This window comes from Sediminicola luteus (assembly GCF_002514735.1).
Classification (GTDB): domain Bacteria; phylum Bacteroidota; class Bacteroidia; order Flavobacteriales; family Flavobacteriaceae; genus HQA918.
In genome coordinates this window covers 177,305-201,295 of the sequence record NZ_NBWU01000005.1, presented here as the reverse complement: position 1 = coordinate 201,295, position 23,991 = coordinate 177,305, and the positions used below count along the sequence as shown (strand labels likewise).

Genomic DNA, 23,991 nt, shown 5'->3' with positions numbered 1-23,991 from the left:
TTATGAAAGCCATTTGGAACGGACAGCTAATTGCGGAAAGTGAGGACACCTTGCTCATTGAAAACAACCATTATTTCCCCTTGGAAAGCGTGAACTCGGAATTCTTGACAGATAGTGCCACTCACACCCATTGCCCCTGGAAAGGGCAGGCTTCCTATTATTCCTTGGTGGTTGATGGCAAGACCAATACCGATGCCGTTTGGTATTATGCAGAACCCAGTGCCTTGGCCAAAGGCATTAAGGGCCGGGTAGCTTTTTGGAAAGGGGTTCAGGTAATTGAATAAACCTTATAGGATGATGCCTTGGGAAATCGTTTAACGAATAGCCTTAACCAGACCTAAAAAGCGATCGACATCATCCAAAGTATTATAGATATGGAAACCGACGCGCACCCCAGGGCCCCGGGGAGCGCAAACTACGCCATTGGCCACTAAATATTCGTCCAGCCCCGGTACCCCAGCTACGTTATAAATCGTAGTATGTTTAGCCTCTAGACCGATCCGTTGGTCCAAAAGACCCAAGGCTGCCAAACCATCTTTCGATTTTTCGGACAATTCGTTTAAGTGGGCCGCTACCTTTTGCATCCCGATTTGCCCTAAAAACCGTAATGAAAAAGCCATACTACCAAAGCTCAAGGTATCGAGATGGCCGGGTTCTAACCTCGCCGCCAACGCGGGCCGGGTGTTTTCCATATCGTATCGGGCGGCATGGTAGCCGATCTGTGAAATTTGAAGTCGATCTTCGACACCTTCTTTATGCATAAAAAACCCACAACCGAATCCGCCTAGCATCCATTTATAGGCACTGGCCCCTAAAATATCAATACCGCTATCGGCAAATGAAAAAGCCTGGGTACCACAAAACTGGGTGCCATCGGCAATAAGCAATACCTCAGGGTACCGGGATTTAATCTCCTTCACCAAATCCAAATCCATGGGAATACCACTTAAATACTGCACCAAACTAAAGGCGAAAACCGTAATTCCTTCTTTTTTGATACGGTCCAAAAGTTCGTTAGGCGGGGTATCGATCGGAATCTGAACCAACTCACAACCCTGCTCTTTAAACGGCCACCACAGCGAAGGATAGTCGCAATCGAAAACCAGCACCTTTTCGGTACTGGCCAAACCCCTAACCAAAGCATTAAGCGCTAAGGTAAAATTCTGCACTAAGGACACGCGGGCCACCTCCCCATCAAAAAAATCGGATACGGTCTGGCGCACCCCTTGCATATCTTGGAAATAACGGGACTTAAACCCACTACCTTTCAACAAAAACTCTTGATCATGATCCCGCCGCCACTCCAAAAGGAGTCGTGACAATAGGCCCGTAGCGGGCGTATTCAAATACGTGCTAGTTTCTGTGGCCGGAAAATGGGCCGATAGGGCAGCTATATCCAATTGGTTATCTTTGTGCTAAAGATAGCCAATCCATGTTTTTTAAAAAGACCAACACTGAACCTGATATGGATGACCCGGAATTGGGCATCCATGCCAAAAGACGGATCCGTCAAAAAAAATGGTTCTACACCCATGCCGTTTGGTATTTAATCGGGCTGGTATTCAGCTTTATGGCCAATAAGGTTTTGGGCTATGGGCAAACCCACGACTGGTTTATCTGGGTGGCCTTTGCCTGGGGGTTCTTGCTCTGTGTTCATATGGTATCGGTTTTTATCTTAAGCCCATTTATAGGTAAGGAGTGGGAAGAAAAACAATATGCCCGCCTTATGGAAGTACAAAAAAAGAGATTGGTAAAAATTCAACAAAAGGTAGACGAGGTTTTACCACTGGAGAAAAAAAAAGAATCGGAATGACCGAATTGATCATGATCGCGGCCGCATCGGGAAATCATGTTTTGGGCAAGGACAACGATTTGGTATGGCGATTACCCGACGATTTCAAACGATTTAAACAGCTGACCTCGGGTCATCCCATAATCATGGGCAGAAAGACCTTTGAAAGTTTACCCGGCACCTTACCCAATCGGCATCACATTATTATAACACGGGATCAATCCTATAAGGTGGACTCAAAAGACTGTACGGTGGTGCATTCTATTGAAGAAGCTGTAGCACTTACCCAAAATAAAGCTATCGCATATATAGTAGGCGGAGGCGAAATCTATAAAAAAATGCTACCCATGGCCCATAAAATTGAATTGACCCGTGTACATACGAAGGTGGAAGGTGACACCTATTTTCCAGAAATAGATCTTGCGGATTGGATTTTGGAAAAAGAGGAACTGCATCCTGCTGATGAACGTCATGCTTTTGCCTTTACGTATTTGACCTACATTAGAAGGTAAAACCCTGTTCTTAGAGCCTGTTTAAGTTTTACCCTTCAGCTTTGTTATGGCTCTTTTATCACCACTTTTTGTTATAAAATACTCATTTGGCGCTGCCAAACTCCGTTTTTTACGTCTCAATTGGCACTAACCTGCCCGTCCGGCAGGCGGGAATGGCCTATAACAAATTCTAAAAACAAAATTTAAACAGGCTCTAAAAATCAAGAAAACTTGTTTTTCCGCTACAACCCGATATTTGCATGAATTTACGGAGCAAATCCAAATCGGTATTGGTATAGAACTCAGAATCCAAGACTTTTTGATCAGCCAATAACCCGGCCTCATCAAGAACCCTAAAAGTTTGTTTGGCCACGGCCATACCGGAGTCGATTATCTGAATATGTTCAGGTAATAACTGGTTTAACAAGGGCTTTAAATACGGATAATGGGTACAACCCAGCACCAAAGCATCAATTTGTGCTTCGACCATGGGCGCTATATAAGCCGACAATAATCGTTTTAATTCAAGGGAATCAAAAGCTGCAGCCTCAATTAAGGGCACCAAACCATTACCCTCTTGTTCTACCACGGTAATACCACTGGCATGTAGGGCCGAGGTGTTTTGGAACAAGCTACTGGCCAGCGTACCCCGTGTAGCCAACACCCCCACCACACCGGAATGGGATTGCAGGGCCGCCGGTTTTATGGCCGGCTCAATACCTATAAATGGAACTTTATAAGTACTACGCAATTCAGAAATAGCCACTGTGGTCGCCGTATTACAGGCCACCACAATCATCTTACATCCTTTTGACAACAATATTTCGGTATTCTTATTGGCCAAGGCCCTAATAGCCGCATCGCCTTTGGGGCCGTAAGGCGCATTTTTACTATCGGCCAAGTACAGCAGTTGTTCCTTCGGTAAAAGGCTTTGTATTTCACGGGTGATACTCATACCCCCTACCCCCGAATCAAAAATACCTATTGATGCTTGGCTCATAGAATTAACGTATATGGCATTAAATTTATGGAATTCGAAAACATCAGATACAAAAAAAGGCCTCGAATCGAGGCCTTTTTACTATTGTCGTACTTCTTTTATTAGAAGCCCAATTCTTTTTTAACATCAGCCATTAGGTCGGTACCCTTGGCAACTATCAAACCTCCACCTTGAGAGGCATCGATAACATAGTCAACACCTTTAGCGGCGGCTACTTTTTCAATAGCGGCCTTAGCCTCTTCGGTTATTGGACCTAGCAGATCACCACGTTTTTTATTGATATCCTGTGCTGCAGCTTGCTCGGCTTCTTGGATGCCTTTTTGGTACCCCTGTAGTTCTTGGGCACGTTTTTGGTTCTCTTCATCGGATTTAGAAGCGGCCTCGTTTTCGTATTGGGTGTATTTGTTCTTCAATTCGGTCATAGAAGCCTCTAAGGTTGCCCTATGGGTAGCTTCCAATTTCTTAAGCTCCTCCATGGCATTCTTCATTTTCGGCATTTGGGACAGTAGCTCCTGTACATTGATATGGGCCACTTTACTTTGGGCCTGTACTGCACTTGTAGCAGCTACAAAAAGTACCAATACAACAGCTAATTTTTTCAAGTGTTTCATGATATAGGTATTCAAATTTATTTCTCGTTCTTATTAATTCCCCGTCGATTCTTTGGAATCATCGGAATCTTCTTTTTCGTTATCTTTCTTGGCCTTCTCTCGTTCTTCTAATTTGGCCTTTCGTTTCGCTTCACGCTCTTCGAGCAACTTCTTCCTTCGTTCTTCATAGGCCTTTTTACGTTCCTCGCGCAACTTTAATTGTTGTGCCCTACGTTCTTCGGCCGTCTTTGCCTTGGCATCTTGTGCTTGTTTGGCACGATCAGACCTTTCTTTCATGGCATCGGTCATCTCATCTTCAGCAGCTTCGGCGTTTAAACGATCGATCCTATTCTGATCGGTCTTTTTCCCTTTGGGCTTGGCTAGTTTTCGGGTCCGGGATATAGCCCGTAGTACCTGATCACTAATGTCATGCCTTTTTTGGGAATACAACATTACGACATCTGCCGATTTATCAAAAATAAAATCGTACTTTTTATTAGTGCCTAGCTTCTGAACCTCAGCAAAAACCTGATCTTGTATGGGCCTAATCAACATTTGTTTCTGTAAAACCAAATCGCCATTTGGCCCAAATCGATCCTGCTGATAGTCGATCAATTCTTTTTCTTTGATCTGTATCTCTTCTTGCCTTTCAGCTACCAGCTCATCGGTCAATAATACTTTTTCGGCCTGTAGATCTTTTTTCATCTGGTCTATTACAGCCTGCTTTTGTTCAATCTGCAACTTCCACTTTTGGGCCTTGGCCTCTAGTTGATCGCTTGCCTGTTGGTACTCTTCTACATTTTCGAGAATATATTCCATATCTACATAAGCGATACGGACACCTCGCTGGGCCCAAGCGCATACCGAAACGGAAAGCGCTACAATAACCAAAAGAACCTTTGTTTTCATCTTATTGCTGTTTTACACTCAGAAAATATCGTGCCAAAATTGTTAAACTCCTAAAAATCAATATAAAGATCTTGGCTCAAAGGTAAACAGCTATTTCATTTAGAAACGTTGTCCGATTATAAAATGGGTCTGCCAACCACTAGGTCCGTTTGAAGACGGACGATAGTCTTGATCGAAACCATATCCGAAATCTATACCCAATAAACCAAATGCAGGCATGAAGATTCGAAGTCCTACGCCCGCAGATCTTTTAACTTCAAACGGATTAAAGTCACGAAAATTGTTGAAGTTATTACCTGCTTCCATAAAAGCGAGGGTATAAATGGAAGCGGTTGGTTTTAAGGTCAATGGATATCGCAGTTCCATAGAGTACTTATTGTACACTACACCACCGGTTTGCTGGTTGGTAATATCGCTATACGGGGTTATGGAGTTGTTCTCATAACCACGTAATTGAATAGACTCCCTACCGTCTAAGGTAAAGTTTCCAAGACCATCGCCCCCTACGTAGAAACGATCAAAAGGTACGTCGCCCAAATCGCTATTATAACTACCCAGGAAACCAAGTTCTACATTGGTACGTAACACCAATTTATCTACTAAACGGGTAAACCACTCCCCTTTAAACTTAACTTTCCAGAATTCGGCCCATTTTAAACGTTCTTCCTCGATTTCCTCAAAACGGGCATTATCTTCAGGCGTACCGCTTCCGTCGGCGAACTTTTCTATAAGATCATCGCGTTCTTCTTTAAGCGGCCCCCAGTCTTTACCACTGATCCAAGAATAAGGCGGTGTAAACTTACCCGAAAGCGAGAAGGTAGATCCATACAAAGGAAAAATTCTACCCGGGCCAGCCGAATTCCTTGAGATACCTAAGGTGTAACTTAAAGAATTTGAAGATCCATTACCAATATTCCAAGGTTGGATCCTATAGTTGTTAAACTCATACAACTGGTAAGACAACCCATGGGATATGGAGAAAAAATCGTCGGGCCAACGTACCCTCTTACCTAGTCCGAAAGAAATTCCGGTTACGGTAAACGACTGACCATCTATGCGTTCCCTACGCTGAAAATCATAACCAAATTGTTCGGTGCGTGATAGGGTGGTGGTAAAGCTCACTGGTTTTTTACCTCCTAACCATGGCTCCGAGAAATTAAGACTATATACCCTGTAACTTCTACTGGCCTGGGCCCGTATCGCCAAAGTTTGGCCATCTCCCATAGGAACAGGCTTATACTCTTTACCTTTAAATATATTACGTAACGAGAAATTGTTAAATGAAAGTCCTAAGGTTCCGATAAAACCACCGCCACCATAACCACCTTGCAGTTCTATTTGGCTAGATCCGGCTTCAACAAGACTATACTTGATATCTACGGTTCCGGTATTGGGGTCGGGGTTTAATATATCGGGCTTGATATTCTCGGCATCGAAAAAGCCCAGCTGTCCTAGTTCACGAATACTTCGAATAATATCGGCTTTCGAATATTTTTGTCCAGGTCGTGTACGCAGTTCCCTAAAGATAACATGGTCGTTGGTACGATCGTTACCCACCACATCGATGTGGTTCAAAAAGGTTTCTTTACCTTCAATGATACGAATCTCAAAATCGATCGTATCGTTTACCGCAGAAACCTCTACCGGGTTGATCTGTGAAAAAAGATACCCATGGTTTTGATATTGTGCCGTAAGATCATCTGAATCGGGGTCGGAGTCGTCTGCAATACGCTCTTTTAACAACACCCCATTATAGGTAGAACCTTTTTTGATACCCAATACCCGGGCCAATTGTTGATCGGTATACACACTATTTCCAACAAAATCGATGTCACCGAAATAGTACTTATTACCTTCTTCTACCTTAATTTTTATGCCTATCAATTTTTCGTCTATGGTATATACGGTGTCCGATAATACACGGGCATCCCTATAGCCATTTTCAGCATAGGCATCTATAAGCGAACCCAAATCTTCTTCAAAATCGGCTTCTATATACTTTGATTTTTTCCAAAACCTACCAAAGCGTTTCTCTTTCGTATTCTTTAAGGCCTTACGCAGTTTTTTGGCCTTGAGTTGATCATTACCTTCAAATACGATTTCCTTAACCTTGACCTTCTCCCCTTTTTTGATATTGATCACCATGCTTTGTGCATTGGTCTCTGAAGAGTCTGGGGCGGTGGCGATATGTACCTTAGCGTTTAAATATCCCTCTTTGCGGTATTTATTACGCAAATAATTTTTGGAATTGGCGATTAGACTTTCAGTAATTTTCTTTCCTTTTTTTAGATCGGTATCATCTAAAATATCTTGTACCTTACGTTCTTTGATACCATAAACGGTTACTTTGCTAAGCGTAGGCCGTTCTTTTACCTCTAATTCCAAGAATATTTTATCGCCCTGTACATCGGTAATATACCAGGCCACATCGCTGAATAATTCGAGACCCCAAAGTTTATTGATGATAGAACTTAACTTTTCGCCCGGTACGGTAATGGGTTGCCCTACCCTAAGCCCCGTATAGGTTTTTACGGTTTGCTCGTTATAACTTTCCAGGCCACTTACCGTAAGGCCACCAAGAATATATCTTTTCCCATTCTCAAAGGACAGTTCTTGGGCATTAAGTGATAAGGCTGTAAATAAGGTAAGTATACTCAGTAATCTGCTCAATGACATGAATGTTTTCATATCAGGTATTGAGTTGTTCGCTTGTCTTTCCAAATCTTCGTTCTCTGTTTTGGTAATTTTCTATGGCGGCTACCAAATGCTGCTCATTAAAATCGGGCCAAAATATATCCAAAAAATATAACTCGGCATAGGCAATTTGCCATAAAAGAAAATTACTTATACGTTGTTCCCCACTGGTACGTATAAGCATGTCTACATCAGGCAAATCATGCGTGTAAAGATGGGTATTAATAATGGTTTCGTCAATATCTTCGGGGGAAATTATATTATTTTTAACTTTGGAAGCTATTGATTTTACTGCCTGTTTCAGCTCTTCGCGGGCGCCATAACTCAAAGCAAGGGTAAGCGTCATGCGGGTGTTTTGGGCTGTTTTTTCAATGACTTCGTTCAGTTCTTTCTTGGCCAACTTGGGCAACATATCCATATTACCAATGGCATTAAGGCGTATGTTATTATCGGCCAAGGTCTTTAGCTCTTTACGAAGCGAGCTTACCAATAAGCGCATTAAGGTCTCGATCTCTAGTTTGGGTCGGTTCCAGTTTTCTGTAGAAAATGCGTAAAGTGTAAGATTTTCAATGCCTATCCGGGCACACTCTTCAACAGTGCGCCTTACGGCCCTGGCACCGTGTTCGTGTCCGAACACTCGAAGTTTACCGCGTTCTTTTGCCCAACGCCCATTACCATCCATAATAATGGCGATATGCTTTGGCAAAGCTTTTTCACGCAGATGTTGATATGTATCCATAATAAATTACTCAAAGCAATCCTGACATCGCTTTTCACCAAAGGCAAAGGTGAGAGTAATTCCTGAAAAAACATACCAATCGTCGCTTAAAATGTTTCCAAATCTAAATTGTTCGACATTTGAACCTTCCGGATTACTGCCATCGAGGTTATCGGTAAAGGTATATCGGGCCCCAATTTCGGCCCCCAGAACGAAGCGCTGGCCCAACCGGTATTTAGCTCCGACCACCATAGGTATGGCAAAGGCGCCATCGCGTTGGCCAAAATCTTGAAGCTGGCCGGCAAAGTATTTAAAATCGTATCGGAAATAGGTAGCCCCTGTATACAGATAAGGGGTAAAGGCCGGACCTAGTTTATGCAGGTTATACTCTACAAAATTTACTTCTAAACCAGCAGACACCTCTAAAAGCGAATTGGAAATCTCAAAACCACGTTGTTGTCTATTCGCCAAATCGGATTTAGAATCATCAGCGGTATATTCGCCATAGATTACCGAGGCACGCCAAGCATAGCGTTTACTTTTGTTCCACTTGAAGATCCCGCCAACGGCTGGCCCCGAAGGTGAAATAAAATTCATACTGCCTACGTCACCGATCATATTGGTTCCGCCCAAAAACGCCCCTACCTCAAAAGTTTGGGCATGTAACCCAAAAGATACGAGCATAAAAAGACCCCAAGTTATTTTCTTCATAGTATCGAAAGTTCGAAACAACATACCTAAAGGCTTACCTAAACCTATAGGAATGGTATTTCCCTTCCTTGATTAACAACTTTTAAAGCTATTTATTGTATAAGAGGGGTCAATTGCGAACGTCTTCACCCCAAAGCAGTTTATGCCTCAAGGTCTTATAAAAACTCTCGCGTTTGTACTGGATAAACGGAACCGTAAACGGCGCTTTTTGAATACGTATCTCGGTGCCATTGGCCACGGTAGCCAAACGCGAATCGAGAGACACCAAATGATGATCTTCGCGACCCGACACCTTTAAGCGAATCACCGTATCGTCTGACACCACCAAGGGGCGGGCATTTAAATTATGGGGTGCTATTGGGGTAATGACCAAAGAACCTGCCATGGGCGACATTACCGGCCCACCGCAACTTAGCGAATAACCCGTTGAGCCCGTTGGTGTAGATATAATCAGGCCATCGGCCCAATACGAGGTAAGATACTCATCATTCAAATGGGTCTCCACCGTAATCATAGAGGTAGTATCTTTTCTACTTACCGTAATTTCATTGAGGGCAAAATTGGTAGGCAAGAACAATTCGGCCTCAGGCCCTACCACCTGTATCAAAGCCCTAGGCTCTAAACGATAGTCTCCCGCACGGAATTCTTTTATCACCTCCCTTACCTCTTCTTTTTTAAAGGTCGACAAAAACCCTAACCTACCAGTATTCACGCCAACAACAGGTATCCCCAAATCACGCACAAAGGTTACCGCACGTAAAATTGTACCATCGCCACCAAAACTCACGAACATATCAAAGGAAGCATCCAAACCTTCGGTCAAAGTAAAACAGGGCAGCTCGCCCAAACAGTCGGCACCGCCAAGGAAATCGTAAAAATCAGACTCAATGGCTAGGGAATCCCCTTGATCCAACTCTTCCATCAAGGCCAAGACATAAGCTAAACTCTGTTCTTGGCAGGCTTGACCGTAAACCGCTATTTTCAATGTGCTATACGTTTAAGTATTTACTCAAATAATTGGACCGCTCCTTTAGGCTTTCAATAAACTTATCATCATCATTCCCAAATTCGATACTATACCCATATCGCCTAAAGGTTTGGAGTACCTCGTTATAATTATCAGCCCCTAGCTTTAAGGTAATATGGACCACATCATTCCGAAATTCAGACACAAAGCCACCTAACAATCGGGTATTATTACCTTCAACGATCTGCGATATCTCACTAAAGGAATAATCTTTAACCCCTTTAGCCAATACCACTATACTGCCCGGCTCCGTAAAAAAAGGCGTATCGATGAACATGGAGACCACATCCGACAGGTCATAATAGCCCAACACTTTTCGTTGTCCATCCAATACCGGTAACAGATTGGCTTCGTTTCGGGAAAACTCCTCCATAACATCGAACCAAGAAGTTTCGCGCTTTACAAAAAAGGCCTCCATACTATATTGGTAATCGGCCACCACCTTACATTCTTTATAAGCTTCCAAATCGTCTTCGGCCAAAAGCCCCAACAAACCTTCTTCATTGGCCACGGCCACGTGTGAATAGGTTGTAGTACTGAAAAATTCGATAATATCGGCTATTGAATCTTCCAGCCCAAAAACAGGCAAAGTAGTAATAAGATGCGCTTGTAATTGCATACACTTCCAATTATGTTGCAAATTACTCATTTTTGCGGCAAATACCCCGGAATTCGTAATTTTGCGGCAACAATCCATCGAATGACAAAACTTAGCGTAAACATCAATAAAATAGCCACCCTACGAAACTCTAGGGGAGGCAATGTACCCAACTTACTTCAGGTAGCCGAAGACGTAGAGCGCTTTGGCGGGCAAGGTATAACCATACACCCTAGGCCCGACGAAAGACATATTCGTTACCAAGACGCCCGGGACTTAAAAAGTATCGTCAATACCGAATTCAACATTGAAGGCAACCCAATCCCTTCTTTTATCGACTTAGTACTAGAAGTAAAACCCACCCAAGTAACCCTAGTGCCCGATGCTATCGATGCGATCACCTCTAACGCTGGCTGGGACACCCTAAACCATCGCGATTTTCTGACCGATGTTGTATCTACTTTTAAGGAAAACGGCATACGCACCTCTATATTTGTAGATCCTGTAGAGAAAATGATAGAAGGCGCGGCCGTAACAGGGGTAGACCGTGTAGAGCTGTATACCGAGGCCTTTGCCGAACAGTACGCCCTAGGAAACAACGATGGCATTACCCCCTATATAAAAGCCGCCGAAAAAGCCCATGAAGTAGGACTAGGCCTAAATGCCGGGCACGACCTGAACCTGGAAAACCTGCGTTTCTTTAAGCAACAAATACCCCATTTACTGGAAGTATCGATTGGTCATGCCTTAATTTGCGAGTCGCTTTACCTAGGGCTCGAGAATGTAGTAAACATGTATCTGGACCGCCTTCGATAAACGGTTACAATAGATTACAATCCCTCAAAAACAAAAGCAAACCTTCAATCTGGAGTTTATGCAGCAAAGTAGTTCTAGTTTATATGCCAATGTCTTAGGCACCGGCCAACCCCTAATTATACTCCATGGGTTTTTAGGCATGTCCGATAACTGGAAAACCCTAGGCATGAAGTATGCAGAAGCTGGGTTTGAAGTACATTTATTAGACCAACGTAATCACGGCAGAAGTTTTCATTCTTCGGATTTTGATTATCAAATCATGGCCGAGGATCTTCACAACTACATCCATACCAACCATATCGATTCGGCCTGTATCTTAGGCCACTCCATGGGCGGTAAAACAGCCATGCAGTTTGCTTGCGACTACTTTAACCATACCACAAAATTAATCGTGGCCGATATCGCCCCTAGGTTTTATCCGCCCCACCACCATGAGATATTGAATGGCCTTCAGGCAATAGATCTAACCCAAGTTAAAAGCAGAAAAGGTGCCGACGAGGCACTTTCTGATTACATTAAAGAACCGGGCATTAGACAGTTTCTACTGAAAAACCTGTATAGGACCGAAGACAAAACCTTCGGTTTTCGTTGCAATTTACCCGTACTGGCCAACCGTATGGAGGAAATTGGCGAAAACATTGGCAGCACCGATGTTTATTATGGCCCTACCTTATTTTTAAGAGGGGATCGATCGGAGTACATTCAAGAAACTGACCGGGCGAATATAAAAAGGCATTTTCCAGAAGCGATGATCGAGACCGTACCCAATGCCGGACATTGGCTACATGCCGAAAACCCAATGGTGTTTTTCGAAAAATCGTTAGCGTTTTTAAAATCGTAAGTTTTTCTGCATTTTTATTATGCGTGCATAATTTTTTGCCGCATTAATTGCAAGTGTCGCAATTTTGGTTAATTTTGGTAATGTTGTATTTACGTTACGCTAAGATTATTTTAACTAATTACCTATCGATGAAGAAGTATGCTATGCTACTAGCCGCTGTCGGACTAGTGGCAGTTTCCTGTAATGACCATGATTTTGACCGAACACCTCCCCCACCGGCCCCGCCCGAACCTGTGGATTATACCAGTGGCACAGCCGATGTCTCCAACTATGTAAGTATCGGGAACTCTTTGACCGCCGGCTTCTCAGACGGTGCTTTGTTCGTAAACGGCCAGGATGCTTCCTTTCCGAATATGCTGGCCACCCAATTTAAATTGGCCGGGGGCGGAAATTTTAACCTACCCTATATGGCCGATAACCTTGGTGGTGCCACCTTGGGCGGACAACCCGTTCTAGGTAACCGATTAATATTGTCATTTGCAACCGGAAGCCCTGCTCCTACGCCTGTAGACGGTCAAGGTGCCACGGAGATTTCGAATGTTATCTCGGGGCCTTTTAACAATATGGGCGTACCTGGCGCCAAAAGTTTCCATTTGGCCGCTCCCGGTTATGGTAACGTACAAGGGGTACCGCTTGGTTTGGCAAACCCGTATTACGCTCGTATGGCCAGTGCCCCAGATGCTACGATTATCGGAGATGCCTTGGCCCAACAGCCTACTTTTTTCACCCTTTGGATTGGTAATAACGACGTATTGAGTTATGCTACCGCCGGTGGAGATGGCGAAGACCATAACGAAACCAATAACATTGACCCTAGCACATATGGCGGAAACGACCTGACCAATATCAATGTATTCAATAATGTATACAACCAGTACATTCAAGGCCTAATGGCCGGTGGCGCCAAAGGGGTTTTGGCCAATGTACCCGATGTAACCACCATTCCGTTCTTTACCACCGTACCCCACAATCCGGTACCTTTAGACGAAGCGACCGCTACACTATTGAACGGTGCTTACGCCGCTTATAATGGCGGATTGGCCCAATTGGCCGGTTTGGGTATGATCAGTCAGGAGGAATTGGCCAAAAGAACCATTTCTTTTGCCGCAGGGGCAAATAATGCCGTGGTAATCCTAGATGAAGATTTAACAGATCTTACCGGCGTTAACCCGGCTTTGGTAAATATGCGCCAAGCTACTGCCGATGATCTTTTGGTATTTACTGCCCAAACCATTATCGGCACCTTGGCCGATCCGAACAACCCTACCTCAATTAATGGTGTTGCCATTCCATTGGCCGACAAATGGGTGTTAACCCCAGAAGAACAGGACGCCATTGCCAATGCCACCGATTTATTAAACGAATCGATTGACAATTTTGGAGCCCAATACGATTTGCCCGTTGTTGATGCCAATGCCTATCTAAAAGTTGTGGCCACCACCGGTATACCTATGAGAGACGGAACCACAGTTACCGCAACCTACGCCACAGGAGGTGCTTTTTCTTTAGACGGGGTACACCCTTCACCTAGAGGGTACGCCTTATTGGCCAACTTGTTTTTAGATGCCATAAACGCCAAACACGGGTCAAATTTCCCACATGTAGACCCCTTGGCCTATACCGGACTTTACTTACAGTAATCACTCTGCCACAATCCCGATAGCTATCGGAACGAGGCATACGAGGGAAATGAGATTTTTATTTCGACGCCTCGAGCTCTTAAAACCTTTTGGCAGTGCCAACAAAAATGTATATTAAGGGTGCCCAAACGGGCACCTTTTTTTTTGGCACCAAAATCACACACTATGAAACTTATTTTACGTCTTTTATTAACCGCATTGGCCGTTGTTATTTTAGCTAAAGTGCTACCCGGGGTTGGGGTAGATTCCTATGGTACCGCCATTATAGTTGCCATAGTCCTCGGCTTTCTCAATTTTTTGGTTAAACCCATCTTGGTTTTACTTACCCTTCCGGTAACCATCATTACCCTAGGCCTATTCTTGTTGATCGTAAACGCGTTAATCATTCTTTTGGCCGACAATTTGGTAAGTGGGTTTAGCGTAGACAGTATTTGGTGGGCCGTATTGTTCAGTTTACTCTTGTCCATTTTACAAAGCATACTGCATTCCCTCTTAAAAGAAGAATAGGGAGCGATTTTAATCCTTGGGTTACAGAAGGTTAAAAACTTGTCCAGCTCTATTTATTGTACTACTTTTGCAGACCGTTTGTAAAAGCTGCCATTTAGTGTTTAAACACATGGTCGCACAGCGGAAAACAATTAAGGTATGGACACTTGGCATTATTGGTTAATATAATCCCAAGTTTCTAAAGCAATGAATCTCGAATATCGAGGGAAGTAAAACAATCGGACGAAGATGAACATTACCAAAGAGCAGATTGACAATTTGAATGCCGTAGTAAAGATCGCCATTACCAAAGACGATTACCAAGACAAGGTAGATGGTATTTTGAAGGATTATAAAAAATCGGCCAACATTCCAGGATTCCGTAAGGGCCATGTACCTATGGGATTGATCAAAAAGCAATACGGCAAAGCCGTTTTGGTAGACGAAGTGAACAAATTGTTGCAAGACAACCTTAACAAATACCTTACTGAGGAAAAATTGGATGTCTTGGGCAACCCGCTTCCTAAGCAGCAAGACGATTTCGATTGGGATGCCGAAACCTTGGACTTTGAATTCGAATTGGGTTTGGCCCCAGAGTTCGATGTAAACTTGAAAGGCAAAAAAGCCATTACCCAATATAAAATTGTTGCCGACGACAAAATGATCGACGAGCAAATTGAGCGTATTAGCAAGCAATATGGTAAGTTGGTATCCCAGGATGTAGTTGGCGTTGACAACGAAATTTCCGGAACTTTCAGCAATGAAGCCGAAGAAATAGAGAACAGCACCACAATCGAGCTTGACAAGATTAAGACCAAAAAGAACAAAGGCCTGTTCACTGGTAAAAAAGTCGGTGATGTGGTAACGGTAAAAACCAAAGGACTTTTCGAAGAAGACTATCTATTGTCTAGCGCACTGGGTATTGATCGTGAAAAGGCCGAAGGCTTGGATATAGAGGTAAACTTTACCATTAGCGCAATCAACCAAAGGGAGGCCGCGGAATTGAACCAAGAGCTTTTCGATAAGTTGTTCGGGGAAGGCAAGGTTACTTCTGAGGAAGAAATGCGTACCAAGATCAAAGAAGATGCCGAAGGCCAGTTTGCCCAGCAAGCCGAACAAAAATTACTTAACGATGTTACCGAGCATTTGATTGACAACACCAAGTTCGACCTGCCTGCCGAGTTTTTGACCAAGTGGATTCAAATGACCGGTGAAACGGAATTGACCGAAGAAGAGGCTACTGAAGAGTACTCCAAATCGGAAAAAGGCCTACGCTATCAATTGATCGAAGGTAAAATCATTAAAGACAATGACCTTCAGGTACAGTTCGACGAGTTAAAGGAATTCGCCAAAGGTTTCATCAAGACTCAAATGGCCCAATTTGGTCAACTAGATCCGGCCGAAGAAGAATTGGACAGTATTGCCGCCCGTATTCTTTCGAACCAAGACGAGGTTAAACGTCTTTCTGAGCAATTGATGAGTAAGAAAATGTTGGATTTCTTCAAGGAAAATGCCAATCTGAAGACCAAAGAGCTCAGTTATGAAGATTTCGTAAAAGAAGTTTACGGTTAATCGAGCAAAAGAAAAATAAGTATCTTTAGGGTGCCAAAATTTACGTTTTGGCACCTTTTTTATGGTAGGCCACCTAATCGAAAAGCTTCGGTTCACGGCACGAAAACACGGATTTAATCGTTTCGGATAATACAATTCGAACAAAACACCCTTTGATAGGGATAAAAAATTTCGTTTCTACATGGATTACGGAAAAGAATTTAAAAAATTCGCCATTAAAGATCAGGGCATTAGCAGCACCTATTACGACGACATCATCAGTGCGATGTATCCGGTAGGCATGACCCCGAACATTATTGAAGAGAGACAATTGAATATTGCGGTATTCGATGTTTTCTCGCGGTTGATGATGGATCGCATCATCTTTTTGGGAACGGCCATCAACGACCATATTGCCAATATCGTCCAGGCGCAGTTATTATTCCTAGAAAGTGCCGATGCCTCCAAAGACATTCAGATATACATCAATTCCCCTGGTGGAAGTGTGTATGCCGGTTTGGGCATCTACGACACCATGCAGTTCATTAAACCCGATGTGGCCACCATTTGTACAGGAATGGCCGCCTCTATGGGCGCGGTACTCTTATGTGCCGGTGAAAAAGGTAAACGCAGCGGATTGAGGCATTCACGTGTAATGATCCACCAACCCTTAGGCGGTGCACAAGGTCAGGCCAGTGATATTGAGATTACGGCCCGTGAGATCTTAAAACTAAAAGACGAGTTATACCATATTATTGCCGACCATTCCGGTCAGACTTTCGATAAAGTAGCGGCCGACAGTGATCGTGATTACTGGATGAAGGCCGAAGAGGCCAAAACCTATGGTATGATCGACGAAATTTTGGTAAGGGAAAGAAGCTAATATCGACTTAAAACAAACTGTTGCAAGGCTTTTGCTTATAACGCAACACAAATTCGAAACCCTACTGGCTATTACGAATTAATCAAGGATTATGGCGAAAGAAAATTTGGAATGCTCATTTTGCGGACGCAAAAAACCGGAAACCAACCTGTTAATTGCAGGTTTGGATGCCCACATTTGTGATCGTTGTATAGAACAGGCCCATGGTATTGTTGCCGAAGAAACGCAACAATCGAAGAACCAAGACCTATCTGCCGAGCTTATCCTTCGGAAACCTCTGGAAATAAAAGAATTCCTCGATACCTTCATTATTGGTCAAGAACGTACCAAAAGGGTTATGTCGGTAGCGGTATACAACCACTACAAACGCCTCTTGCAGCCCGTTAAGGCCGAAGACGACGTAGAAATCCAAAAAAGTAATATTGTAATGGTTGGGCAAACGGGTACCGGTAAAACCCTTATGGCCAAGACCATTGCCCGCATGTTAAATGTACCATTGGCCATTGTAGACGCCACGGTATTGACCGAGGCCGGTTATGTAGGGGAAGATGTAGAAAGTATATTGACCCGCTTATTACAGGCTGCCGATTATAATTTGGAAAAGGCGGAGCGCGGGATCGTTTTTATAGACGAGATTGATAAAATCGCCCGTAAGAGCGATAACCCATCGATTACCCGTGATGTTTCGGGCGAAGGGGTTCAACAAGGCTTGTTGAAACTTTTGGAAGGCACGGTCGTGAACGTACCACCAAAGGGAGGACGTAAACACCCCGACCAAAAGTTTATAGAAGTCAACACCGAAAACATATTGTTCATTGCCGGTGGTGCCTTCGATGGTATCGAACGCATTATTACCAAGCGCTTGAATATGCAGGCCGTAGGTTATAGTGCCTCTAAGGCCGAAGACCGATTAGATGGTTCAAACATTCTACAGTACATTATACCCAAAGACCTTAAGGAATTTGGATTGATTCCTGAGATTATTGGGCGTTTACCGGTACTTACCCATATGAACCCGCTAGACGCTAAAACCCTTCGTGCCATTCTTACCGAGCCCAAGAATGCGATTATAAAACAATATGAGAAATTGTTCGAAATGGACGGTATTGAATTAAAGATAACCGACCAAGCTTTGGACTATATTGTTGAAAAAGCGGTAGAATACAAACTAGGTGCTCGTGGACTTCGATCGCTTTGTGAGGCTATATTTACCGATGCTATGTTCGAAATGCCAAGCAGCGAAGAAAAAGAATTCAAGGTAAGTAAACCCTATGCTGAAAAGAAATTATCACTAGAAACCATGAACAAACTAAAAGCGGTGAGTTAAGGCTTCAATGTGATTTCAAAACATAAAAAAAGGGCAGTGATCAAAATCACTGCCCTTTTTTCTATTCAGTATCCGGGTCTTAACCAGCTTTCTTAATAATCTGGGCCAAGAGATCTTGACTGATTTTTTGGATAATCTTTTCATCGGTATACAGCTTACGGCCAAAATTGGGGAAAATCTCCAATTCGGCACACATACGATCGGCCCATTCATAGGTTGGTTTGGACAGGTCGTATTCACCAAAAAGAATATTGTGTCCGCATTGCGGCTTTTGGGCTTCTAACTGAATACGTGTTGGTGAAATGGCATAAAGCGATTCCATAGGCATACCCGACAAACCAGCCTTCCAAGCAATGGTAGCCCCTACCCCAAAACCTAATATATGGGCAGGTTCTTGTTCTTTGGCCATTAAATGTGTAACGGCCCTATCGATTCCGCCATTGAAAAAGGCGTCCATAATGTTGTCTTCGGAACCCACGGTAAGGTCTAGATTGGCCAATTGCTGGCTATCATAGAACGAAATATCATAGTACTGTTGCAGGTAACCTAAATAGGATGTAATCCAATGCCCTCCTTTGGCACCCCACATATCCGAAATGATAAGTAGTTTTGTTCCCATAATCCATTAATTTTTCAGGGTTGTTCTGTGTTGTGGATTCAATATGGGAAATTAACGTAGAAAGACCCGTTTTATTGGTTCATTTGGATCAATTCCTCGATATAGTCCCGAGAATTAGACAATCTAGGCACCTTATGCTGGCCTCCTAATTTACCTTTTTCCTTTAACCAATCATGAAAGAGATGGTTACGACCGCAATGTATTTTAGGCATGGTCAGGGTTATATTATTATAACGTTTTGCCTCATAATCAGAATTCAAGCTTTTAAGGGCATTATCTAGCAATTCGGTAAAATACCCCATGCTTTCGGGAGGCTTTCTAAATTCAATCATCCATTCGTGCGCCCCTTTTTCCTTGCCCGACATAAAAATGGGAGCCACCGAATAGTCGGCAATTTCGGCCTGGGTCTTTTCGCAAACATTTTTCAGGGCATCTTCGGCATTCTCAATAATCAGTTCCTCACCGAATACATTGATATGGTGTTTGGTTCGGCCTGTGACACGCACCCTATACGGACTTAAGGAAGTAAACCTTACCGTATCCCCAATCAAATAACGCCAAAGTCCGGCATTGGTTGTAATGACCACGGCATAATTGGTATGCATTTCCACCTCCCACAGCGGCACTACCTTTTCAGTTGGGGTACCATAAGTACTCATGGGAATGAACTCATAAAAAATACCGTAATCGAGCATCAACAATAGTTCGTGCGAGTTATTTCGGTCTTGAATGGCAAAAAAGCCTTCCGAAGCATTATATATTTCATAATACTTAAAGCTCTTGCGTGGTAATAATTTTCGGTACTGCTCTCGATATGGGGCAAAACTAACCCCACCATGGAAATATACTTCAAGATTCTCCCATACCTGGAATAAATGGTCTTTACCCGTTTCTTCCAATACCTGATTCAATAAGACCAACATCCAAGACGGAACCCCGGCCATACTGGTCACATTCTCCTGAATGCTCTCGGCAATAATGGCACCCAATTTGGTCTCCCACTCGCCCATAAGCGATACTTTATTACTTGGAGTGCTGCTAAACTCGGCCCATAAAGGCATATTATCGATCAGAATGGCCGAGAGATCACCGAAATAGGTGCCGTTATTTTCGTACAACTCTTTACTACCACCCAAGCGAAGCCCCTTGCCCTTGAACAATTGCGATTCTTCGTTATTGTTCAGATAAAGCGATAAAAGATCTTTACCCGCATTGTAATGACAGTCTTCCAAAGCCTCAGAACTTACCGGAATAAATTTGCTCTTGGCATTGGTGGTACCGCTACTTTTGGCAAACCATTTAATAGGGGTTGGCCAAAACAAATCTTGCTCCCCTTTGCGGGTGCGTTCTATCATGGGCTCAATATCTTCATAGGCCGAAACGGGAACCCTTTCAGCGAACTGGGCATAGGAATTGATTTCTGAAAAACCGTACTGCTTCCCTAGCTCGGTATTACGTGCCATTTGCAACAGGCGTTGCAACACTTCTTGCTGTACCTCCTCCGGATACTTTAGGAATAATTCGATTTGGTGAAAACGCTTTTTCAGCAACCAAGAGGCTATGGAATTGAATAAGGGTATAGGCATTTTTGGGTATCTTTACTCGATAATCGAGATTAGCTGTAGCTGTAACCATCAAAAAAATGGTGCATTCGGATACATCTAACCAAGCTGATCAACAGCCCAAACGATAAAAATAAAAATAAGTCCTAAAATCGATTTTATCAAACCGAATAGGACCCAAAATAGTTTTCCATGCTTTTTGAAGGTGTTTTACGCAAAATGAGGACCGAATTTGAGGATCCCATTCAATATTTTCTAGAATTCGAGTCCGATTTTTTACATATGAACCCGCTTTTGGGTAAAACCTTACACCTAAACTTTGTCAAAACCCAATGCCTGAACTGCGGCAACGACCGGCCCATATACCGCCAAGGCTTTTGTAGAAGCTGCTTTTTCGATAGCCCCGCTACGGGCGATTGGATCATGCGGCCCGAACTCAGCACGGCGCATTTAGACCAAGCAGACCGGGATTTGGATTATGAAAAACGAGCGCAATTGCAACCCCATATCGTCTACCTGGCCAATTCAAGCAATGTAAAGGTAGGGGTGACTCGGAAAAGCCAGATTCCGACACGTTGGATAGACCAAGGGGCCCATGAAGCCATTGAAATCGTAGAAGTACCCAACCGCTATTTGGCCGGAATAACCGAGGTAGCCTTAAAAGCCCATGTGGCCGATAAGACTAACTGGCGTAAAATGGTTACCAATACCATTGAAGATGCCGACCTTAAAGCTTGGCGTGAAAAACTTCGGGAGTTTATTCCCGAAGAGACCCAATCTTACTTTTTGGCGGATAGGGACGAAACCCAGCTCCATTTTCCGGCCAAAACCTATGCGCCCAAAATTAAAAGTCTGAACCTCGAGAAGACAGGAAACTACCAAGGCGTTTTACAAGGTATAAAAGGACAATACCTACTATTTGAAGACGGTCATGTTTTTAATGTACGTGCGAATGAGGGCTTGTATGTTGGATTGGATATAGGTTAATAATTTATTTTACTTGCGAATAACCAGAGTTTTTCTAAACCGGGACTGTTATACACTATTGATTCGTACTATCCTTTTTTTTCTTTTTACCGAATAGTCCGCCTAAAACATCGGTGGCTTTTTTAACGGCATCGTCTTTGGGTACACTATCCTTGGCTTTTGTAGAATCGTTTTTGGTACCACCCAAACTTGAAAGCACATCGGAAACCACATCGGAGCTATTCGTTTCGGTGGAATCGGCTTGGTTACCACCACCCAACAGATCGGTTAGGCTTTGGGTTCCTTTATCCAAGAGTTTTTTCTTTTGCACATCTACCAATTGCTTGGTCAGGTCTTTGGTCCCCGACGCCAAATCGGTTTTGATCTCCGGAGCCCCCAAACTGCCTCCGATTACGGCATTAACGGGTACTTTTAGATTTTGGGTGCTTTCATCGCCAAGTTGGCCCAGTAATTTATTTACCTCTTCCCCCAAATATTTGGCTGGTACCTCGAGTTGCATGGTATACCCCATTTGGGCATCTAAACTGTGTTTTCCGCTTATGGTTATCGGTATGTCTTTATAGGCCAATTGAATAGGTTGCATGGCCACGGCACCATCTTGAAAACTAAAAGCCGCTTGCAGGTCTTTAACATTAAGCTGCGAGAGGTCTAAAAATTTCAGTTCGTTATCTAGTGATGCAATCATGGGCGATTTAGAAGCTTTAAGCTCGCCCCCAACCAATTGTCCCCACAAATCCCCGGAAGTTTTGGCCAAATTCGGGGTGAAATCAGATTTTAAATCCCCACTTAGTTTAATTTTCGAATCTAGTGAGCCTTCCAACACTTTCGCTATTGGAGCCACCATTTTGAACAATTCCAGGTTTTGCAAGACCCCTCCGATTTCGAAACCGTCCATTTGCAATTCCATATCAAAATTCGGGGTCTCGTTTTGGGTGGCCACCAATCCATTAAAACTCAGTTTACCCCCTAAAAGATCGGACCGTACATTACTTAAACGCACTGTTTGGTCTTTAATCCGCATTTCGGCGCTTACTTGTGTCAGGCTTAGGTTATCGTAAATTACCTTGGCCGCATTGGCTTTTACGGTACAATCCAAAAAAGCCGGTATTTTTAAGGGTTCTTCTTCGGCATTCACGGTTTCAGAGACCATTGTCTCTTGCTCCCCGGAATCGGCCATCATAAAATCGAGTACGGATAGGGTATTGGAGTTCAAGGTAAAATCGCCTTTCAGGGCCTCATCTCGGAACATAAACCCTAAAAAATTCTCCAAACTACCACTGGCATTAAAATCGGATTGCCCAGTTTTTCCTTGAAAACGTTGCAAGTCTACCTTTTGAGGGGTAAAGGCTAGGGCCGCTTCTTGAATCTGAACCGGATTTTTCATGGCCGCATCGGCATATTCGAAATCGCGTAAGGCGAACTGGCCGTTAAGTTCCGTTTTTTCGTATTGCTCATTTTCTATGGAAGCCATATCGAATGCCATATGCATATCGGCATCCAAGCGGCCTTTTAAATCCAAATCGGCAGGCATGGGATAGGCTTGCGACAAACCACCCAGATCTAAATGGGCCACCAAATCTGATTTCACCCTTGGGTTCTGCATTAATTGGCGCACGGCGGCATTGGCTTTAAAGCGATCTTGCCCGATACTGAAATCGAGGGTATTGACATCTACATAGGTATCATCTAAACGTCCGGTTTTATTACCGATATGGGTATCGATGCGGATATTTTCCACCGATTTGGGTAAATCGGGATATTTAAAAGAGGCATTTTCCGAAACAATATCCACACTAAAAGCAGGTATGGTTTCTTCGCCCATAACCCCTTTGGCAAAACCGGATACTTCAAAGTTACCACTGGTCTTTACGCCAGAGATATCGGCCGTGTAATTTTCGGGAATCAGGGCCAAAAAGTTGGCGAAATCGGTAGAAGGGGTATTAAAACTAATATCGAGCTGTTGCCCGTTTTCCAAAAGTTGAACAAACCCATCGAAAACCAAGGGCAATCTATTGATCAAGGCCTTGTTCTCTTTAAAGGTATAGGTATTGGTTTCTAGGTCCATGCCCAAAACGGCATCCCAACTTAGGCTATTCTTATTTAGATACTTGGTGTTATCCATGGTCAAAGAGACCCAGGTTTTGGTTTCCGTTACCAGTTCGCTTTGCAAAGCCGAAAGGTCGCCCGAACCTTTATGGTTGAAATCCTCGAGTACCAAATGAAAATCGAGGGTAGCATCGTTATATGAGATACGGCTATCGGTAATTTCGTAATACTGTAAGTTTAGTTCGGTGTTACCGCTTGATTCACCCCCAGCATCGTCTGTTGTAGTTTCCGCATCCGATTTGGCAATATCATAATTGGCATTTCCCTGGGCATCTACCAACACATTAACCCTACCCCCATCCAATGCCAGTTTAGAAATGGATAGTCCGTCGGAACCGAACAATTGGGTAAGCCCCATGGCCAAATCAATTTTTTTGGCTGCGAACAAAGTATCACCGGCGAAAGGCTCCTTATTAATAATGTGTACGCCTTGTAATTCTAGTTCGGCCTTAGGAAAACTGGAAAGCAACGACAGGTCTACGGCATCAAAATCAAATTCGGCGTGTATTTGGGCGTTAACTTGATCTTTGACCATTTGCGCCAAACGATCTTCGAACAAATAGGGAATGGCAACCAAGGCTATGATTACCAACACTAAAACAGACAGTAAGATTTTGAGCCATTTCTTCATCGTGAGCAATTT

23 protein-coding genes are annotated in these 23,991 nt (G+C 43.5%); 11 read left to right on the top strand and 12 right to left on the bottom strand.

Annotated features, from left to right (window positions below; translation table 11 throughout):
- Nucleotides 1-2: 2 nt before the first annotated feature.
- On the top strand, nucleotides 3-284 hold the full coding sequence (locus B7P33_RS16105) for a DUF427 domain-containing protein (RefSeq protein WP_097443251.1): 282 nt from the start codon (nucleotides 3-5) through the stop codon (nucleotides 282-284).
- Nucleotides 285-314: 30 nt separating this feature from the next.
- Here the strand turns inward: B7P33_RS16105 and B7P33_RS16100 are convergent, their stop codons facing one another.
- Nucleotides 315-1,400, bottom strand: a complete 1,086-nt coding sequence (locus B7P33_RS16100) for an aminotransferase class V-fold PLP-dependent enzyme (protein ID WP_097443250.1) — start codon at nucleotides 1,398-1,400, stop codon at nucleotides 315-317.
- 32 nt (nucleotides 1,401-1,432) lie between these two features.
- Between B7P33_RS16100 and B7P33_RS16095 the strand changes: the two genes are divergently transcribed.
- Both B7P33_RS16095 and B7P33_RS16090 read left to right on the top strand, forming a co-directional pair.
- Nucleotides 1,433-1,813, top strand: a complete 381-nt coding sequence (locus B7P33_RS16095; protein ID WP_097443249.1) for a 2TM domain-containing protein — start codon at nucleotides 1,433-1,435, stop codon at nucleotides 1,811-1,813.
- Nucleotides 1,810-2,304 (top strand): dihydrofolate reductase, encoded by a 495-nt coding sequence (locus B7P33_RS16090; RefSeq protein WP_097443248.1) that lies wholly within the window; start codon nucleotides 1,810-1,812, stop codon nucleotides 2,302-2,304. Before B7P33_RS16095 ends, B7P33_RS16090 begins: the two co-directional genes overlap by 4 nt.
- A gap of 193 nt (nucleotides 2,305-2,497) precedes the next feature.
- Here the strand turns inward: B7P33_RS16090 and murI are convergent, their stop codons facing one another.
- The 8 genes from murI to B7P33_RS16050 form a co-directional block, all read right to left on the bottom strand.
- Nucleotides 2,498-3,283, bottom strand: a complete 786-nt coding sequence (gene murI, locus B7P33_RS16085; protein WP_097443247.1) for a glutamate racemase — start codon at nucleotides 3,281-3,283, stop codon at nucleotides 2,498-2,500.
- Nucleotides 3,284-3,384: 101 nt separating this feature from the next.
- Nucleotides 3,385-3,894 carry an OmpH/Skp family outer membrane protein gene (locus B7P33_RS16080; protein WP_097443246.1) on the bottom strand — a complete coding sequence of 170 codons (510 nt, stop codon included), beginning with the start codon at nucleotides 3,892-3,894 and terminating at the stop codon, nucleotides 3,385-3,387.
- Between the two features lie 33 nt (nucleotides 3,895-3,927).
- Entirely contained in the window at nucleotides 3,928-4,782 is an 855-nt protein-coding gene (locus tag B7P33_RS16075; RefSeq protein WP_097443245.1) for an OmpH/Skp family outer membrane protein, read from the bottom strand.
- A gap of 99 nt (nucleotides 4,783-4,881) precedes the next feature.
- Nucleotides 4,882-7,470 (bottom strand): outer membrane protein assembly factor BamA, encoded by a 2,589-nt coding sequence (gene bamA / locus B7P33_RS16070; RefSeq protein WP_097443244.1) that lies wholly within the window; start codon nucleotides 7,468-7,470, stop codon nucleotides 4,882-4,884.
- A gap of 1 nt (nucleotide 7,471) precedes the next feature.
- On the bottom strand, nucleotides 7,472-8,215 hold the full coding sequence (locus B7P33_RS16065; protein ID WP_097443243.1) for an isoprenyl transferase: 744 nt from the start codon (nucleotides 8,213-8,215) through the stop codon (nucleotides 7,472-7,474).
- Between the two features lie 6 nt (nucleotides 8,216-8,221).
- A complete protein-coding gene (porG, locus tag B7P33_RS16060) occupies nucleotides 8,222-8,905 on the bottom strand; it encodes a type IX secretion system protein PorG (RefSeq protein ID WP_097443551.1) in 684 nt (227 codons plus the stop codon).
- A gap of 109 nt (nucleotides 8,906-9,014) precedes the next feature.
- On the bottom strand, nucleotides 9,015-9,890 hold the full coding sequence (locus B7P33_RS16055; RefSeq protein ID WP_097443242.1) for an NAD kinase: 876 nt from the start codon (nucleotides 9,888-9,890) through the stop codon (nucleotides 9,015-9,017).
- A gap of 4 nt (nucleotides 9,891-9,894) precedes the next feature.
- Entirely contained in the window at nucleotides 9,895-10,551 is a 657-nt protein-coding gene (locus B7P33_RS16050) for a CBS domain-containing protein (RefSeq protein ID WP_097443550.1), read from the bottom strand.
- An 81-nt stretch (nucleotides 10,552-10,632) separates the two neighbouring features.
- On the opposite strand from B7P33_RS16050, the gene B7P33_RS16045 reads away from it, so the two are divergent.
- The 7 genes from B7P33_RS16045 (at nucleotide 10,633) to clpX (ending at nucleotide 18,074) form a co-directional block, all read left to right on the top strand.
- The gene (locus B7P33_RS16045) at nucleotides 10,633-11,346 is read left to right on the top strand and encodes a pyridoxine 5'-phosphate synthase (protein WP_097443241.1); all 714 of its coding nucleotides are present in this window, start codon (nucleotides 10,633-10,635) and stop codon (nucleotides 11,344-11,346) included.
- A gap of 58 nt (nucleotides 11,347-11,404) precedes the next feature.
- The gene (locus tag B7P33_RS16040; RefSeq protein ID WP_097443240.1) at nucleotides 11,405-12,187 is read left to right on the top strand and encodes an alpha/beta fold hydrolase; all 783 of its coding nucleotides are present in this window, start codon (nucleotides 11,405-11,407) and stop codon (nucleotides 12,185-12,187) included.
- 128 nt (nucleotides 12,188-12,315) lie between these two features.
- Nucleotides 12,316-13,827, top strand: a complete 1,512-nt coding sequence (locus tag B7P33_RS16035; protein ID WP_097443549.1) for an SGNH/GDSL hydrolase family protein — start codon at nucleotides 12,316-12,318, stop codon at nucleotides 13,825-13,827.
- 165 nt (nucleotides 13,828-13,992) lie between these two features.
- Nucleotides 13,993-14,334 carry a phage holin family protein gene (locus B7P33_RS16030; RefSeq protein ID WP_097443239.1) on the top strand — a complete coding sequence of 114 codons (342 nt, stop codon included), beginning with the start codon at nucleotides 13,993-13,995 and terminating at the stop codon, nucleotides 14,332-14,334.
- A gap of 228 nt (nucleotides 14,335-14,562) precedes the next feature.
- The gene (tig, locus tag B7P33_RS16025) at nucleotides 14,563-15,885 is read left to right on the top strand and encodes a trigger factor (RefSeq protein WP_097443238.1); all 1,323 of its coding nucleotides are present in this window, start codon (nucleotides 14,563-14,565) and stop codon (nucleotides 15,883-15,885) included.
- Between the two features lie 181 nt (nucleotides 15,886-16,066).
- Nucleotides 16,067-16,747, top strand: a complete 681-nt coding sequence (clpP, locus tag B7P33_RS16020) for an ATP-dependent Clp endopeptidase proteolytic subunit ClpP (RefSeq protein ID WP_097443237.1) — start codon at nucleotides 16,067-16,069, stop codon at nucleotides 16,745-16,747.
- Nucleotides 16,748-16,838: 91 nt separating this feature from the next.
- Nucleotides 16,839-18,074, top strand: a complete 1,236-nt coding sequence (clpX, locus tag B7P33_RS16015) for an ATP-dependent Clp protease ATP-binding subunit ClpX (protein ID WP_097443236.1) — start codon at nucleotides 16,839-16,841, stop codon at nucleotides 18,072-18,074.
- A gap of 79 nt (nucleotides 18,075-18,153) precedes the next feature.
- Here the strand turns inward: clpX and B7P33_RS16010 are convergent, their stop codons facing one another.
- Together B7P33_RS16010 and B7P33_RS16005 are read right to left on the bottom strand one after the other, a co-directional pair.
- Entirely contained in the window at nucleotides 18,154-18,693 is a 540-nt protein-coding gene (locus tag B7P33_RS16010) for a hypothetical protein (protein ID WP_097443235.1), read from the bottom strand.
- A gap of 71 nt (nucleotides 18,694-18,764) precedes the next feature.
- The gene (locus B7P33_RS16005; protein WP_097443234.1) at nucleotides 18,765-20,279 is read right to left on the bottom strand and encodes a GH3 auxin-responsive promoter family protein; all 1,515 of its coding nucleotides are present in this window, start codon (nucleotides 20,277-20,279) and stop codon (nucleotides 18,765-18,767) included.
- A gap of 168 nt (nucleotides 20,280-20,447) precedes the next feature.
- Here B7P33_RS16005 and B7P33_RS16000 point away from each other — a divergent pair, with 168 nt between their 5' ends.
- Entirely contained in the window at nucleotides 20,448-21,242 is a 795-nt protein-coding gene (locus B7P33_RS16000) for a DUF2797 domain-containing protein (protein WP_097443233.1), read from the top strand.
- Between the two features lie 55 nt (nucleotides 21,243-21,297).
- Here the strand turns inward: B7P33_RS16000 and B7P33_RS15995 are convergent, their stop codons facing one another.
- Entirely contained in the window at nucleotides 21,298-23,979 is a 2,682-nt protein-coding gene (locus tag B7P33_RS15995; RefSeq protein WP_097443232.1) for an AsmA family protein, read from the bottom strand.
- Between the last annotated feature and the right edge of the window lie 12 nt (nucleotides 23,980-23,991).